Annotated in this window: 15 protein-coding genes; 14 read left to right on the top strand and 1 reads right to left on the bottom strand. The window is 31.1% G+C overall.

Annotated elements, in window-relative coordinates; all coding sequences use genetic code 11:
* Positions 1–97: 97 nt before the first annotated feature.
* The 14 genes from FP421_RS08195 to FP421_RS08130 all read left to right on the top strand — a co-directional run bounded on the left by FP421_RS08195 (position 98) and on the right by FP421_RS08130 (position 15,791).
* Positions 98–385 (top strand): hypothetical protein, encoded by a 288-nt coding sequence (locus FP421_RS08195; protein WP_159949481.1) that lies wholly within the window; start codon positions 98–100, stop codon positions 383–385.
* Positions 386–481: 96 nt separating this feature from the next.
* A complete protein-coding gene (locus FP421_RS08190) occupies positions 482–988 on the top strand; it encodes a ferritin (RefSeq protein WP_159949479.1) in 507 nt (168 codons plus the stop codon).
* 334 nt (positions 989–1,322) lie between these two features.
* Complete coding sequence (locus tag FP421_RS08185) at positions 1,323–2,480, top strand: homogentisate 1,2-dioxygenase (RefSeq protein WP_159949477.1); 1,158 nt, start codon at positions 1,323–1,325, stop codon at positions 2,478–2,480.
* A gap of 267 nt (positions 2,481–2,747) precedes the next feature.
* Entirely contained in the window at positions 2,748–3,911 is a 1,164-nt protein-coding gene (hppD, locus tag FP421_RS08180; protein WP_159949475.1) for a 4-hydroxyphenylpyruvate dioxygenase, read from the top strand.
* 130 nt (positions 3,912–4,041) lie between these two features.
* A complete protein-coding gene (locus FP421_RS08175; RefSeq protein ID WP_159949473.1) occupies positions 4,042–4,959 on the top strand; it encodes a tryptophan 2,3-dioxygenase family protein in 918 nt (305 codons plus the stop codon).
* A 104-nt stretch (positions 4,960–5,063) separates the two neighbouring features.
* Positions 5,064–5,834 (top strand): DUF3108 domain-containing protein, encoded by a 771-nt coding sequence (locus tag FP421_RS08170; RefSeq protein WP_159949471.1) that lies wholly within the window; start codon positions 5,064–5,066, stop codon positions 5,832–5,834.
* Positions 5,835–5,935: 101 nt separating this feature from the next.
* Positions 5,936–7,207, top strand: a complete 1,272-nt coding sequence (locus FP421_RS08165) for a M23 family metallopeptidase (protein ID WP_159949469.1) — start codon at positions 5,936–5,938, stop codon at positions 7,205–7,207.
* Between the two features lie 4 nt (positions 7,208–7,211).
* Positions 7,212–8,780: a glucose-6-phosphate isomerase gene (gene pgi, locus FP421_RS08160; protein ID WP_159949467.1), complete on the top strand. Its 1,569-nt coding sequence runs from the start codon at positions 7,212–7,214 to the stop codon at positions 8,778–8,780.
* Between the two features lie 216 nt (positions 8,781–8,996).
* Complete coding sequence (locus tag FP421_RS08155) at positions 8,997–11,534, top strand: TonB-dependent receptor (RefSeq protein WP_159949465.1); 2,538 nt, start codon at positions 8,997–8,999, stop codon at positions 11,532–11,534.
* Between the two features lie 12 nt (positions 11,535–11,546).
* On the top strand, positions 11,547–13,208 hold the full coding sequence (locus FP421_RS08150; RefSeq protein ID WP_159949463.1) for a hypothetical protein: 1,662 nt from the start codon (positions 11,547–11,549) through the stop codon (positions 13,206–13,208).
* 93 nt (positions 13,209–13,301) lie between these two features.
* Positions 13,302–13,724, top strand: a complete 423-nt coding sequence (locus FP421_RS08145; RefSeq protein ID WP_159949924.1) for a hypothetical protein — start codon at positions 13,302–13,304, stop codon at positions 13,722–13,724.
* A gap of 3 nt (positions 13,725–13,727) precedes the next feature.
* Positions 13,728–14,456 carry a lysophospholipid acyltransferase family protein gene (locus tag FP421_RS08140; protein ID WP_159949461.1) on the top strand — a complete coding sequence of 243 codons (729 nt, stop codon included), beginning with the start codon at positions 13,728–13,730 and terminating at the stop codon, positions 14,454–14,456.
* A 5-nt stretch (positions 14,457–14,461) separates the two neighbouring features.
* A complete protein-coding gene (locus FP421_RS08135) occupies positions 14,462–15,445 on the top strand; it encodes an acyl-ACP desaturase (protein WP_159949459.1) in 984 nt (327 codons plus the stop codon).
* Between the two features lie 166 nt (positions 15,446–15,611).
* Positions 15,612–15,791, top strand: coding sequence for a hypothetical protein (locus tag FP421_RS08130; RefSeq protein WP_236548077.1), 180 nt, complete (start codon positions 15,612–15,614; stop codon positions 15,789–15,791).
* 69 nt (positions 15,792–15,860) lie between these two features.
* Here FP421_RS08130 and FP421_RS08125 read toward each other — a convergent pair whose 3' ends face one another.
* On the bottom strand, positions 15,861–16,640 hold the full coding sequence (locus FP421_RS08125) for an amidohydrolase (protein WP_159949457.1): 780 nt from the start codon (positions 16,638–16,640) through the stop codon (positions 15,861–15,863).
* Positions 16,641–16,713: the final 73 nt, after the last annotated feature.

Raw genomic sequence — 16,713 nt, 5'->3', positions numbered from 1 at the left:
ATTCTTGCTGTAACTCCATTAGTTGACATCTTCTAGAAGTATTAAAATTAGATAAATATTATTTTTATTTATTCTAAATAATAATTAAATTTGCATCATGGAAATTTTACATGACGTAACTTTTAATATTCAAATTACGAAACATACGTTTTGCAACTATCAATTAAAGATAGATGATAAAGTAATGTCGCTTACATTTCCACAGTTACTTCAGTTAAGAAACAAAGTACAAGCTTTAACCAGTTTAGATAGTTTAGAAAACATCATTCAAAACGAAAACTTTGTGCTCTTATTTATTGCAGACAGAAAACATTTAGTGTTTTTAGACATACCCAAACTAATAGATTTAAAAGAAGAATTAGGGTATTGTTTTTCAGAGTTTTAAATACCTTTTCTTTTATTTAGACTGCTTTTAAATTCATCTTACAATAAACATATAATGATACTTTACTGTATCTTTGGTGTATAAATACCTAAAATCATGAAAACAGCCATAAGAAGACAAATGACCATACATCCAGAAGTGATGGATGTTTTAAACGACCAAATAGCACTAGAAATGCATGCATCTGCTTCTTATTTAGCAATGGCATCTTGGTGCGACCAACGTGAACTTTTAAATAGCAAAGCTTTTTTTTACAAACAAGCTGAGGAAGAAAGAGAACATGGAATGAAAATTTTTAATTTTATAAACGATGCAGGTGGAGCAGCAATATCGCCAGCAATACCAGTAGTGAATAACGATTTTGAAAGTTTAAAGGCTATTTATGAAACTTCATTAGATCAAGAAATTGGGGTTACACAATCTATTTATAAATGTTTTAGCAAAGCAAGAAGCGTAAACGATTTTGCATCAGAAGTATTTTTGCAATGGTTTGTTAATGAACAAGTAGAAGAAGAAGATACTGTAAGAAGTATTTTAGATGTATTCGAATTAATGGGAGATATGCCATTAAAAATGATAGACGAAAGACTACCAACAGAATAAGTAGTATCAACAAAAATATGTAAAACCGAAACAAATTTGTTTCGGTTTTTTTATTCTATAAAATTACTGTCTATAAATCTTACGAATACAACAACCCATTTTGTAATACTTAACAAAAATTTCTGATGTACTTTTTGTATATTTGTTAGACAACGAAATCGATTTAGTAATATGTATCCAGATTTACTAACTTATTTAAAGTTCTTAATCAAGCGCAATCCAGAGTGATGTTCTTTTGACTGTCATTTCGCACTTGATGTGGAATCTCATTATAGAAAACTCAATAATTGATTAACAAGATTCCTGCTTTCGCAGGAATGACAAATTGAACATTATGCCTTTTTATCATAAATTAGGAGAAATCCCTCCAAAAAGACACACACAATTCCGTAAAAAAGATGGTAGCTTGTATTACGAGCAACTCTTTGGTACCATAGGTTTCGATGGTATGTCTACCAACAGTTACCATGAACACAGACCAACCATGGTCAAAGAAATTAGAAAACAATATTCTGTAAAACCAAAAATTGCCAAAGCAAATAATATTCAGTCTTACAGATTTCGCGGATTTCAAGTACAACCAGAAAACGATTATTTAGAAAGCAGAAAAGTGGTGTTAACCAATTCAGATTGTAATATTATTTTGTCTGCTCCAAAAGAATCTACTAAAGATTATTTTTATAAAAACACAGATGCAGACGAGGTTATTTTTATCCATAAAGGAACAGGAAAACTAAGAACACATTTAGGAAATATCGACTTTAAATATGGAGATTATTTGGTAATTCCACGTGGAATTATCTATAAACTAGATTTCGATTCACAAGACAATAGATTGTTTATTGTAGAATCCTATTCACCAGTTTACACACCAAAACGTTATAGAAATTGGTTTGGTCAGTTGTTAGAACACGCACCTTTTTGCGAACGAGATTTACGAAGACCACAAGAATTAGAAACACATAATGAGTTGGGCGATTTTATCATCAACGTAAAAAAACAAGGCGAAATTATAGAAATGGTGTACGCCTCACATCCTTTTGATGTAGTAGGTTACGATGGTTACAACTTTCCCTATGCATTTTCAATTCACGATTTCGAACCCATTACAGGTCGTATTCATCAACCACCACCAGTTCACCAAACTTTTGAAACCAATGCATTTGTAATTTGCAGTTTTGTACCACGTTTGTACGATTATCATCCACAGTCAATTCCAGCACCTTACAATCACAGTAATATAGATTCAGACGAGGTTTTGTACTACGTAGATGGCGATTTTATGAGCAGAAACGATATTGAAGCAGGTCATATTTCTTTGCATCCTGCAGGTATCCCTCATGGTCCACATCCAGGAGCTACAGAGCGTAGTATTGGTAAAACAGAAACCGAAGAATTAGCAGTTATGGTAGATACTTTTAAACCTTTACAAGTTACAGAAGAAGCCCTAAAAATTGCGGATGAAGAGTATTATAAATCTTGGTTAGAGTAGTTTTTCATTCCCTTGAAAAAGGGAATCCATTATAAATCATTATTAAATAAAAATATTTAGAAGCTATTTCGCGCTTTCACTACTCAATTTTTTTGCCTTTCAGGACAAAAAAGATTTCAAACAAACCGTTCAATCACGGCTAAACTTGTTTGCAAACAAAGAGAAGAAATAAACAAATAGCTTATCCAAAAACAAAAGACCTTTCAGGTTTCTTGTGCTGAATTTATTTCAGTATTAAAACCTAAAAGGTCTGCTAAAAAACAAAAAATGAGCAATAAAAAAATAGAATCAGTCAATTACGGTTTAGAAAAAATATTCGAAGGCGCACAAGATTTCCTTCCATTGTTAGGTACAGATTATGTAGAATTTTATGTAGGTAATGCAAAACAAGCAGCACATTTCTACAAAACAGCATTTGGGTTTCAATCGCACGCATATCGTGGTTTAGAAACAGGAGCAAAAGATTCCGTAAGTTATGTGTTAACCCAAGACAAAATCAAATTAATGCTTACAACACCATTAACAAGCAAATCGCCAATTAACGATCATATCGTAAAACATGGAGATGGGGTAAAAGTAGTGGCACTTTGGGTAGAAGACGCAAGACAAGCTTATATAGAAACCACTTCTAGAGGTGCAAAATCGTACATGGAACCTACAGTAGAAAAAGATGAACATGGAGAAGTGGTTAGAGCAGGAATTTACACCTATGGAGAAACTGTGCATATGTTTGTAGAGCGCAAAAATTATAAAGGTGCATTTTTACCTGGCTTTAAAAAATGGGAATCCGATTACAATCCGCCAATTGCTGGTTTAAAATATATAGATCATATGGTGGGTAATGTAGGTTGGAATCAAATGGATGTTTGGGTGAAATGGTACGAAGATGTCATGGGTTTCGAAAACTTTTTGTCTTTTGATGATAAGCAAATCCATACAGAATATTCAGCATTAATGAGTAAAGTAATGTCCAATGGAAATGGACGTATCAAATTCCCAATAAACGAACCAGCAGAAGGTAAAAAACGATCTCAAATAGAAGAATATTTAGATTTTTACGAAGGTGCAGGAGTGCAACATATTGCAGTGGCTACAGATGATATTATCAAAACCGTTTCTCAATTACGTTCAAATGGAGTAGAATTTTTATCTACACCACCAGAAGAATACTACAGAGCTGTTCCTGGTAGATTAGAAGAATTTAGTCACGAATTAAGAGAAGATATCGAAAGTTTAAAAGCTTTAGGTATTATGATAGATGCAGATGAAGAAGGCTATTTATTACAAATTTTTACAAAACCAGTAGAAGACAGACCTACTTTGTTTTTTGAAATCATTCAAAGAATGGGGGCCAAGGGTTTTGGAGCAGGAAATTTTAAAGCTTTGTTTGAGTCTATAGAAAGAGAACAGCAAAAAAGAGGTACACTTTAAAAGTTGGTGGTTTTTTAGCTCGAAGTCTTAAAATAGCGAAAGACCTTTCAGGTTTTTGAAACCTGAAAGGTCTTTTTTGTATATTTGATTATAACTGTTTTGTTATTATAAATAAATTTTACTTCAATAAATGAACAGAGAAAAAATTTTAAAAGCCATAGAAGAAAAGTACGATAAATTAGGTGTTCCTGTAGATGCAATGTTAGAAGGTTTATTGCACAGTACACCCATTACCTATTGGGATTACATTCAAACAGATGCACTTTTAGGCTTGCAAACTCCAAGAACCAATCAACCAGATGAAATGGTTTTTATCATGTATCATCAAGTAAATGAATTGTTGTTTAAAATGATTTTATGGGAAATAGATCAAGTTGCGAAATCTATAGAAGTTACAGCAGAAAAATTCTCTATGCATTTAGACAGAATCAGTAGATATTTTGATATGCTATGTAGTTCTTTTAATGTTATGGCAGATGGTATGGAGAAAGAACAATACCTAAAATTTAGAAATACATTAACTCCTGCAAGTGGTTTTCAATCAGCACAATACAGAAAAATAGAGTTTGCATCTACTGAACTCATCAATTTAATAGATGCACGTTACAGAGATACAATTGATAGAAATTCGTCTTTTAGAAATGCATACAATCATTTGTATTGGCAAGCAGCAGGAAAAAACTATACTACTGGTCAAAAATCAACCTTATTAAATCTTTTCGAGAAAAAATATATGGGAGATTTTATAGATTTTATGGAAGATTATAATGACATTAATTTATCTCTAAAATTCAAACAATTGCCTAAAGAAGTTCAAGAAAACGACGATTTAATCAAAGCAATGCGTCATTACGATTATACTGTAAATGTAAAGTGGGTAATGGCACATTACAATGCTGCAGCAAAATATATTGGAGGTAAAGATTCTGATTTAGAAGCAACAGGTGGCAGTAATTGGCGTAAATACATGCATCCTAAATACCAAAGAAGAATTTTTTACCCATATTTATGGAATAAAGAAGAGTTAGAAAACTGGGGTACATTTTAAATCTAAACAAATCGTTAAAAAGTCATATTCTTAAAGTTAGGAAAAGGCTTTTTTTGATTTTGGAATGGTAATTGTCATTCCTTTTTTATATGTTTGATTTTAATATGAAAAAGCCTATTTTATTTCTTTATACTTTATTCTTCTTGACAACAATGTTTGGTCAAGAAAAAAAACAAGCTTTTAAAAGCGGAGAATGGCTGAGGTATAAAATGAGTTACAGTGGTTTTTTAAGAGCTGGTACAGCAATTTTAGAGGTTGATGAAGTAGAGTTTAATGGTAAAAAAGTATTTCATACCAAAGGCTCTGGTTGGACTTCTGGTATGATCAGTTGGTTTTTTGAAGTGGATGATAAGTATGAATCTTATTTTGATAAAGACACCGTAAAACCTTATTTATTTAAAAGAAAAATTGATGAAGGTGGTTATAAAAAACATGTACATACTTCTTTTAACCATGAAACCCAAAAAGCATATGTTCAAGATTTTATTCGCCAAAAAGATTCATCCATAGCATTTTCTAATGTGCAAGATATGTTGTCTTCTTTTTATTTTTTGAGAAACAAAGATGTTTCAAAAATGAAAAAAGGAGAAGAAATAGTGTTAGATATGTTTTTAGATTCTCAAACTTATAATTTCAAATTGAGGTTTCTAGGTAGAGAAGTTTTAAAGACAAAATTTGGAAAAATAAAAACATTGGTTTTTAGACCTCTAGTTCAGTCTGGAAGAGTTTTTAAAGCACAAGAAAGTGTTTCTATTTGGATAACTGACGATACAAATAAAATTCCTGTAAAATTAAAAGCATCACTTTCTGTTGGATCGCTGAGAGCAGAACTAGAAGATTATAAAGGTTTGGCAAACCCTTTTTTAAAAAAATAAATAGAATTTAACGAAACCGTTATCGAAATTCGTTGATAATCATTAATCAAAAAATTATTTTTATTTGTACTTTTGATGAGTTTAATTTAAGGGCAAACTTCTTGAAAAAAGTAATCTTTCTTTTCCTAATTATTGCAGCTTTTTCTTCTTGTAAAAAAGAGAAAGAAAAAGTAATTTCAAAGCCTATAGTAATTCCGAAACCTGTTATCAAATATGGTTATAATTTAGACAATTATAAAGTAATTCAAGATACTATAGAAAACGGTGAGAGTTTTGGTATTATCTTAGATAGACATCACGTATTTTATCCGAAGATTAATAAGATTGCTGCAACGGTTAAAGAAACTTTTGATGTTAGAAGAGTCAGAGCAGGAAGACCTTACACAATTTTAGCCTCTAAAGATTCTACTGAAAAAGCGCAAGTTTTTATATACAAACACGATAGAATTAATGCTACCATTGTAGATTTTAAAGATTCTATAATTACTGCAAAAAGATTCGAAGAACCTATAAAAACAGTTCAAAGAATTGTACAAGGTAAAATTTATTCTAATCTTTCAAATACGATGGATAGTTTGCATTTAAATCCAAATCTAACTTGGGCAGTTGCAGATATATATGCATGGACGCTAGATTTTTATAAGCTACAGAAAGGAGATTCGTTTAAGTTGGTTTTTGAAGAGAAATTTATCAAAGATTCACTTTTTGCGGGTTATGGAGATATAAAATCAGCAGTATTTACCCACAAAGGTCAAGATTTATATGCGTTTAGATTTATTGCTGATTCAATAAATGGAATACCAGAATATTACGATGAAGAAGGAAATATGTTACGAAGTTTCTTTCTAAAATCACCAATAAAATTTCAATATAGGATATCTTCTAGATACAATCTTAGAAGAAAAATAGCGTATTATGGTAATAAAGTAAGACCTCATAGAGGAACCGATTTTGCCGCAAATATTGGTACACCAATAATAGCTACAGCAAGTGGTACAGTTATAGAATCTGCCAGAAGAGGTGGCAATGGAAATTACGTTAAAATTAAGCACAATAGCACTTATTCTACCCAATACTTACATATGAAAAGGCGTAAGGTTAAAAGAGGAGATTATGTAAAGCAAGGTGATGTAATTGGTACTGTTGGTATGACAGGAAATACTGGTGGACCTCACGTTTGTTATCGTTTTTGGAAACATGGTAGACAAGTAGACCCTTTAAGTCCCAGAACCAAATTACCAGAAGCAGAACCCCTAAAGAAAAGTATAAAACCAAGATATTTAAAGTTTATAGAACCTCTAAAATATCAGTTAGATCATCAAATTCTTCCGGTTAAAAAACCAGAAATTATAGAAAGTATAGCACAAAATTAAAAAAATGGCTCTTAAAAACATCAACCCAACCAGAACTCAAGCATGGATCGCGTTAACAAATCATTTTAACGAGAATCAAAACATCAATATAAAAGATTTATATAAAGATGAGAATAGAAAAAAAGACTTTTCAATTCAATTTGATGATTTATTAGTCGATTTTTCTAAAAACAGAATCACAAAAGAAACCATTGATTTATTAGTAAATTTGGCTAAAGAAGTTGATTTAAAAGATGCGATTGAAAAACAATTTTCTGGAGAAACAATCAATGTTACAGAAGGAAGAGCTGTTTTACATACAGCATTAAGAGGCACATCAGAAGAGCCCGTTTTAATTGATGGAAAAGATATTAAGCCTAAAATTCAATCAGCTTTACGAAAAATTAGAAGTTTTTCTAACAAAGTAATTTCTGGTAAATGGAAAGGGTATACAGGTAAATCTATTACAGATGTTGTAAATATTGGTATAGGAGGTTCAGATTTAGGACCAGATATGGTGGTAGAATCATTAAAATTCTATAAAAATCAATTAACTACACATTTTGTTTCTAATGTAGATGGAGATCACGTTTCTGAAATCATTAAAAACTTAAATCCAGAAACTACTTTATTTGTAATTGTTTCTAAAACATTTACAACTCAAGAAACCATTTCTAACGCAGAAACCATTAAAAATTGGTTTTTAAAATCGGCAACTATTTTTGACATTCCAAAACACTTTGTAGCGGTTTCTACAAACTTAGAAGCTGTAGATAGTTTTGGTATCGATAAAAACAACGTTTTTCCAATGTGGAATTGGGTTGGAGGACGTTTTTCTTTATGGTCTGCAGTAGGATTATCAATTTCTTTATCAGTAGGGTTTGACAATTACAAAGCACTCTTAGCAGGAGCAGAAGAAATGGATAACCATTTTAAAAATGAAGATTTTGAGAATAATATTCCAGTAGTTTTAGCATTAATAAGCATTTGGTACAATAACTTTTACGGAGCAGAAACTGAGGCGGTTTTACCATATTCTCAATATTTAAAGAAGCTTCCAGATTACTTACAACAAGCTATTATGGAAAGTAATGGTAAAGGTGTAGATAGAAATGGAGATAAAATTAACTACCAAACAGGAACAATTGTTTGGGGTAGCACAGGTACTAACATGCAACATGCTTTTATGCAGTTGGTGCATCAAGGAACTAAACTAATTCCTGCAGATTTTATAGGTTACAAAGAATCTTTATACGGTTTAACTGATCATCATAAAAAGTTAATGGCAAATTATTACGGACAAATGGATGCTTTGGCTTTTGGTAAAACAAAAGAAGAGGTTCATTTAGAATTAAAATTTTCTGGTGATGAAGATAAAATCAATCAATTATTACCATTCAAAGTTTTTGAAGGAAACAGACCAAGTAATGTCATTCTTTTTGATAAATTAACTCCTAAATCTTTGGGTAAATTAATCGCTTTATATGAACATAAAATCTTTACTCAAGGAATTTTATGGAATATATATAGTTACGATCAATTTGGAGTTGAGTTAGGAAAAGAATTGGCTAAAAAATTATTAAATAATCAGTAAAAATTAAATTTCAGAAAAAATAATTCAAAACTTTTACCATTTCTTAGTGTTTTGTTAATAAATCTGTTAATATTTATTTTGTTGGTGTTCATTTATAAAAACCAAATTACTTACTTTTCATTGTCTTAATTTTTTGTTAAATCTTAACATTGAGTTAACACATCAAACCTGCAAAAGAGAGAGTTTTGTAGGACAATTCAAATATAAAATTAAACAATGAAAAATTTTAAAAACTTATTATTTTTAGCCCTGTTTTTTGTAACAGTTACTGTTTTAGGGCAAACTAAAATTACTGGTATAGTTGTAGATGATACAAACCAACCTTTACCAGGAGCAAGTGTTCTTATAAAAAGAACAACAAATGGTACAACTACCAATTTTGATGGTGAATTTGTGTTGAATGCTAAAACTAGTTCAGGTACTATTGTAGTATCTTTTATTGGTTTTAAATCAAGAGAAGTTATTTTTTCTTCTGCTAAACCTAATTTAGGAAACATCAGGTTAGAAGAAGATGCTATTTTAGAAGAAATAGTAATCGTTTCGAACTCATTTGCAATAGATAGAAAAACTCCAGTTGCCGTATCTACGGTAAAAGCTGCAGAAATTGAGTTAAAATTAGGAACTCAAGAATTTCCGGAAATTCTAAAATCAACTCCTGGTGTATATGCAACCAAAGCAGGAGGTGGTTATGGAGATGGACGTATCAATTTACGTGGTTTTAACTCTGAAAACGTTGCTGTAATGATTAACGGAGTACCAGTAAATGATATGGAAAATGGACGTGTATTCTGGTCTAACTGGGCAGGTTTAGGAGATGTAACTTCTGCAATGCAAGTTCAAAGAGGTTTAGGTGCATCCAAAGTAGCAGTCCCTTCTATTGGAGGTACCATCAATATTTTAACAAAAACATCAGATGTTGAAGAAGGTGGAAACTTTAGTTATGCTTTAGCAAATGATGGATACCAAAAGTATGGATTAACATATTCTACAGGTTTAATGGATAATGGTGTAGCTGTTTCTGTTTCTGCTGCTCAGACTTCTGGAGAAGGTTATGTAGATGGAACACCGTTTACAGGTTTTAATTATTTTATAAATATTACCAAACAATTTAATGATGCGCATAAATTATCTTTAACGGCTTTTGGAGCTAAACAAAGACATGGCCAAAGACAAAATAGACATAGAATCGCTACTTTTAGAGGTAGTGAAAGAGGTAGAAAATACAACTCAGATTGGGGTTATAAAAATGGTCAATTAACAAACTCAGAAGACAATTTTTATCACAAACCACAAATATCTTTAAACCATTATTGGAACTTAAGTGATAAAACATTTATCTCTACAGCAGCCTACGTTTCTTTTGGTTCAGGTGGTGGAGGTGGTTTCTCTGGTGTTAATAAATTCCGTTTTGATGACGCTAACTACAGAATTGGAAACTTTGGAACAATCAATTTTGATAAAATTGTTGATGAAAACATAGCACGAGGAACACAAGGGTCAGAATCTATTCTAAGAGCATCAAGAAATGACCATAATTGGTATGGTATTTTATCAACTATAAAAACAGAGATAAATGATGAGTTATCATTTTTAACTGGTATTGATTACAGAGGTTATAAAGGTATTCACTTTACTGAATTAACAGATTTATTAGGTGGTCAGTATTTTGCTGATGATAGTGATATTAATAACCCAACAAAGTTGGCACAGACAGGAGATAAAATATTATACGACAATGATGGTTTAGTAGATTGGTTAGGAGGTTTTGCACAAATGGAATATTCAAAAAACGATTTATCTGCATTTGTTTCTCTAAATTTATCTACAACATCTTACCAAAGAGTTGATCGTTTTAATTATTTAGATTCAGATCCCGGACAAACTTCAGAGAAATTTAGTTTTACAGGTTTTGGTTCTAAAGGTGGTGCAAACTATAACTTAGATGATAATCATGGTATTTTTGCAAACATCGGTTATTTTGAAAGAGCACCTTTTTTTAGAGCCGTATTTGTAGATTTTAACAGTAATACAAATACAAACGAGGATGCACCGAACCAAAAAATTACAAGTTACGAGTTAGGGTATACCTATAGAAGTTCTAAATTAACAGGTAATGTTAACGTATATAGAACTAATTGGAATGATAGAACAGAAACTATTGGTTTTCAACAACCAGATGGTACTAGAGCAACTGCAAATGTATTGGGGGTAAACGCAATTCATCAAGGTGTAGAAGTAGACTTTATATACAGAGCAACAGATAATTTAAGAATAACAGGTATGGCATCTTTAGGTGATTGGAGATGGGCAAATGATATTAAAGATGTACAAATTTTTGATGAAGAAAATAATTTAGTAGAAACTGTAGACTTGTTTATTAAAGATGTTCATGTTGGTGATGCAGCACAAACTACGTTTGCTTTAGGTTTAAATTATGATTTAACTAAAAAAACGACATTTACTTTAGATTATAATCACTTTGCAGATTTATATGCAGATTATGACCCAAGTGACAGAGGAACTCCAGGTCCAGATGCTTGGAAAGTACCATCATACGACGTTTTTGATACTGCCATAAGACATGAATTTAAAATAGGCAACTTTGATACGTCAATTATTGCAAGAGTAAACAATATTTTTGACACTACATATATTGCAGATGCACAAGATGGTAGAGATTCTAATGCAACTACAGCAAATGTTTATTATGGTTTTGGTAGAACATTTAGTGTAGGAGCAAAAATTAACTTTTAAAAAAATAACAAAATGAAAAAAATATTTTATTTATTCGCAATTACAGCGTTGGTATTTACTTCATGTAATCCTTTAGAGGATATAAATCAAGAAGTAGATGCATTAACAGCTAATGATAAACTTGTAGATGATTTAGTCTTAACCTTAACCGATGAAGATTACGAAGAACTAGGTTTAAGTTTTGGTAACTTTAGCTCTGTAGATGATGCCAAAGAAGCTCTACCAGGATTTTTAGCAGAAAATTACCCACAATTAGGTGTAACTTATAATCCGGATGGTACAATAGCTCAATCTTCATCAGCAATAGTTACATATAAACTATTTAGCCCAATTAAATATGAAAGTTATACTGTAACAGATGCAGACTATTCTGCAATTGGGTTAACCAGTTTAAATGATGCTGGAGATTACAATGATTTTTTCGATTACAAATTTCCGAGTGAAGCAAAAGGAACTGTAGTAGATTTAACTTACAAAGCAGAGCCAACTATTACATCATATACATTAAACGATGATGATTATGATTTTGTAGGTAATGGTCGTTTCGATAATTTTGATATTAGAACAGGTAGAGATGAAGAAACTATAGAAGCAAGAAGAGTAAAAATTCAAACTATCTTACTAAATAATTTTCCTGATGCCGATTTTGGAGCTAAATACAAAGTAACTTACGACGCTTTTAATAACGATTTTGAAACCGTAAACTTGGATATGGAAGTTATACTAACAGATAATGCTCCAGACCCAGCAAAAACAACAGATTATACTTTAACCGAGGCAGATTTTGATTCTGTAGGTAATGGGCAATTTGATAACTTTGATATTAGAGAAGGCAGAGGTGAAGAAACTATAGAATCTAGAAGAGCAAAAATAGAAACTATTTTACTTGCTAATTTCCCGGCTGCAGTAGATGGCGATATTTATAGAGTAACTTATGCTGTTTGGGAAGGTTTCGATTCTACAAGAACAATGTTAGTTGTTAAGAATGGGAATGCTTATGATTTATTTAGTGCCAAAACTTATGAGCTATATACTTTTGCTTTAGAAGATGCTACTATGAGATTTACTTTAGCAGAAGAATGGGCTGCACCAGTAACTTTTACTAGAGCAGAATATACTTTGATGGGGCAACGTTTTCCTAATTTTGATGATAGAGATGAAGCTGTGTACAATATAGGAATTTACTTAAAAACTTTATATCCATTTGCAAAACCTGACGACTTTGTAGCAGTTCAATACGATTACTTTAGTAGTGGTGTAAGTCAAAGAAATGTAAACTTTGTTTTTGATGGTACAGTTTGGAATGCAATACCAACTGTTATAGAAACTCAACTACAATTGGGTCATGATGGTACAAATTGGGTGCCAGATAACACAATTAAATATACACTTACAGCTGCAGATATAGCATATATTTCTAATGAATTTATAACTACTTATCCAGGTCCTGCAGATAATGTTGGCTTTTTCGGAAGTTTTGACAGAAGAGAAAGCAGTTCTAATTACTGGAACGATGACATGCTTTTAGAAGCGTTTAATGCGTTATTAAATAACATTAACCCTTCTGCAGAAGAAGGGCAAAAATATGCAGTTACCTATGTAATTTACGATGGTGCTACTGGAGAAAACACAATGAACCTTATTAAAACAGGTGGTGTTTTTGTAAAACAGTAAAATTTTCTTAAACAAAATTTTAAAAACCACCTCAAATGAGGTGGTTTTTTTATTTTTAAAATGATAACTTTACAGTCTCAAAAAACTACTATTATGGTACAAATTCATTCCTATTGGGCATATATTGTTTTAGCAATTTTAATTTTTACTGTGGTAAACGCAATTATTGGTTTATCTCAAAAGAAAGAATTTACAGATAAAGATTTACGATTTGGGCTATTTACCTTAATTGTATCTCATATTCAGCTGTTAATTGGTTTAGGATGGTATTTTATGTCTCCTTGGTTTAAAGCTTTAAAATCTGGAACAGGAGATGTCATGGGAGATAAAACTGCAAGACTGTTGGCTGTAGAGCATCCATTAATGATGATTATCGCAATTGTTTTAATCACCATAGGTTGGTCTAAACACAAGAAAAAGACAGAAGATGCTGCAAAGTTCAAAACTTTTGTTATCTTTTATGGAATTGCATTAGTGTTGATTTTATCAAGAATCCCTTGGAATAACTGGTTTTAAAAAATGAAAATCTTAAGTTACATATTATCACCAATCTTTGCATTGGTGTTTTTTTTATTCTTAGTCATCTTCCATCCATTACAATGGTTAAGTTTAAATGTATTTGGTAGAGGAGCACATGATAAAGTAATTAATGCATTGAACTTTTTTCTAGTAAAATCAATGTTGATTATAGGGGTTCCAGTTCGTTTAATCAACAAACATAAATTACCAGAAGACACCACATTGATTTTTGTGTCAAACCATCAATCAACCTTTGATATTCCACCAATAGGATGGTTTTTTAGAAAGCATAAACCAAAATTTGTAGCCAAAATAGAATTAGGAAAAGGGTTACCAAGTGTTTCTTATAATTTAAGAAATGGTGGTGCAGCGTTAATCAACAGAAAAGATCCAAAACAAGCCATAGGTGAGTTGGTTAAGTTTTCTAAACGAATTCATAAAAATAAATGGGGAGCCATTATTTTTCCTGAAGGAACAAGAAGTAGAAATGGAGTACCAAAAAAGTTCTCTTCAAACGGATTAAAAGTGATTGCGAAGTTCAATAAAGATGGATATGTTGTACCTTTAACGATAAACAATTCTTGGAAAGTATTCAAATATGGAAAATTTCCTTTAGGTATAGGAAGTCCAATGACAATTACTACACACGAACCTATCAAAATTGATTCTTTACCTTTTGAAGAACTCTTAGAAAAGACCGAAAAAGTCATTAAAGAACACATAAAATAACGATTATGTCGATAAAAAACATCAGAATAGAAGTAATGCAAACTTTAGAAAAGAACATGCAAGGCTTCGTAGATAAATACTTAATAACACCAGAAAAAGTTTGGCAACCTACAGATTTTTTACCAAATTCTCAGAAAGATTCTTTCATCTCAGAAGTTGAAGAAATCAGAGAATTATCAAAAGATTTGCATGATGATTTTTGGATTGTTTTAGTAGGAGATACCATTACAGAAGAAGCATTACCAACATACGAATCTTGGTTGTTAGATTTAGATGGCGTTTCTCAAGACCCAGACAATTCTTGGGCAAAATGGGTAAGAACCTGGACAGCAGAAGAAAATAGACACGGAGATGTATTAAATAAATATTTGTATTTATCAGGTCGTGTAAATATGCGTGAAGTAGAAATTTCTACACAGCATTTAATTGCAGACGGTTTTGATATAGGTACCTCAACAGATCCTTATAAAAACTTTGTATATACCAGTTTTCAAGAATTGGCTACTTATGTTTCTCATAACAATGTTGCAAAAATTGCGCGTAAAAAAGGACATAAAGCATTAGCAAAAATGTCTAAAATTATTGCAGGTGATGAAATGCGTCATCATAAAGCATATACAGATTTTGTAAGAGAAATTTTTAAGATAGATGCAAGCGAAATGATGTTGGCTTTTCATCATATGATGAAACATAAAATTGTAATGCCTGCAATGCATTTAAGAGAGTCTTTTAACGCAAAAGGCACCTTGTTTGATGATTTCTCTGTAGTAGCACAAAGATTAGGAGTTTACACAGGTTTCGATTATGTAGATATCTTAAGAAAATTAAATGAAGCTTGGGAAATCGATAAAATTACCAACCTTACTCCAGAGGCAGAAAAAGCACGTGATTACTTAATGAAACTACCAGATAGAATGTATAGAATTACAGAAAGAATTGTGGTTCCAGATACCGATTTTAAATTCAAGTGGATGTTGCAACCAAGTTAATGCTATGCTTAGCATTTATGTAAATAGATTATTTTAGTTTTATATAATATTTCAGTTTATTATAAAATCAGCAGATATAGAAAAAAAGGATTTTTTAAAATTATCAAACGATGAACTTCTAATTGAAAAAAAGAAACTACAAAAATCTAAAATTATACATGCATTAATGATTGGTTTTTTGGTAGGAATATTAATTTTTGGAATTGTTGCTTGGTTACTTTCTCCAAAAAAAAGATTAGGATTTTTTATACCAATGTTATTTCCTGTCTTTTTTATTTTTAAAATGATTAAAAACTCAAAAAAGAATACAGATTTAGAAGAAATACTTAAACAACGTAATTTATAATAAGGTATTAGAAAGTAAAATATTGATTTGCCATTAAAAAAAGATGCCCATATAGCAGATTAAAAAAAGTTACTCAATTATTTTAAAAATATCTCTATCATTCAAAAAACCTAATTTTCCACGAACTTTTTCTTGATTGTCTTTTCGCAAAGTTGCGTTTAGAATCCCTATTTCATTAGCTTTTAAATTAGACAGTTCTTCACCTAAATAATCAACAATCAGAGAATTTCCAGAATATTGATAATCATTAGCATCTTTTCCTGTTCTGTTTACGCCAATTGTATAACACATATTTTCGATAGCTCTGGCTTTTAAAAGTGTGTCCCAAGCTTTGATTCTAGTTATGGGCCAATTTGCCATGTAAATTAATACATCATAATTTTCTGTGTTTCTTGCCCAAACCGGAAAACGTAAATCATAACAAATTAACGGACAAATTTTCCATCCTTTGTAATTTACAATGAGTTGATCAGTTCCAGAAGTATAGACTTTATCCTCACCTGCCAAAGTAAACGAATGTCTTTTGTCATAGGTTTCAATTTTTCCAGAAGGATGCACAAAAACCAAACGATTGTAATAATTATTTTTATCAACAATAACCAAACTTCCAGTAATCGCAAGATCTTTTTCTTTGGCGATTTGCTGCATCCAAGAAATTGATGCTCCATCCATTTTTTCTGCAATTGTTGAAGGATGCATTGTAAAACCAGTGGTAAACATTTCTGGTAAAACTACCAAATCAACATTTTCTAAGTTATTGATTTGAGCTTCAAAAAAAGCACGATTTTTTTCTGGATTTTCCCAAACCAAATCAGCTTGAATACCAACAACATTCAATTCATTTTGCATCAAAAATAATTTTAAGATTAAAGAAGTATAAAAGTAAGTTTTTGTAATTTAGAAAACCAAAATGATACCCAAA

The sequence above is a fragment of the Polaribacter septentrionalilitoris genome (genome assembly GCF_009832745.1).
Lineage (GTDB): Bacteria > Bacteroidota > Bacteroidia > Flavobacteriales > Flavobacteriaceae > Polaribacter > Polaribacter septentrionalilitoris.
This window is presented reverse-complemented; position numbering and strand designations above follow the sequence as displayed.

Coding starts and splice junctions, on each gene's coding strand:
- FP421_RS08155 (WP_159949465.1), top strand. CDS start 8,997: ATGAAAAATTTTAAAAACTTATTATTTTTAGCCCTGTTTTTTGTAACA.
- FP421_RS08190 (WP_159949479.1), top strand. CDS start 482: ATGAAAACAGCCATAAGAAGACAAATGACCATACATCCAGAAGTGATG.
- FP421_RS08130 (WP_236548077.1), top strand. CDS start 15,612: ATGATTGGTTTTTTGGTAGGAATATTAATTTTTGGAATTGTTGCTTGG.
- FP421_RS08140 (WP_159949461.1), top strand. CDS start 13,728: ATGAAAATCTTAAGTTACATATTATCACCAATCTTTGCATTGGTGTTT.
- FP421_RS08145 (WP_159949924.1), top strand. CDS start 13,302: ATGGTACAAATTCATTCCTATTGGGCATATATTGTTTTAGCAATTTTA.
- FP421_RS08185 (WP_159949477.1), top strand. CDS start 1,323: ATGCCTTTTTATCATAAATTAGGAGAAATCCCTCCAAAAAGACACACA.
- FP421_RS08135 (WP_159949459.1), top strand. CDS start 14,462: ATGTCGATAAAAAACATCAGAATAGAAGTAATGCAAACTTTAGAAAAG.
- pgi (WP_159949467.1), top strand. CDS start 7,212: ATGGCTCTTAAAAACATCAACCCAACCAGAACTCAAGCATGGATCGCG.
- FP421_RS08125 (WP_159949457.1), bottom strand. CDS start 16,640: ATGCAAAATGAATTGAATGTTGTTGGTATTCAAGCTGATTTGGTTTGG.
- FP421_RS08195 (WP_159949481.1), top strand. CDS start 98: ATGGAAATTTTACATGACGTAACTTTTAATATTCAAATTACGAAACAT.
- FP421_RS08170 (WP_159949471.1), top strand. CDS start 5,064: ATGAAAAAGCCTATTTTATTTCTTTATACTTTATTCTTCTTGACAACA.
- hppD (WP_159949475.1), top strand. CDS start 2,748: ATGAGCAATAAAAAAATAGAATCAGTCAATTACGGTTTAGAAAAAATA.
- FP421_RS08175 (WP_159949473.1), top strand. CDS start 4,042: ATGAACAGAGAAAAAATTTTAAAAGCCATAGAAGAAAAGTACGATAAA.
- FP421_RS08150 (WP_159949463.1), top strand. CDS start 11,547: ATGAAAAAAATATTTTATTTATTCGCAATTACAGCGTTGGTATTTACT.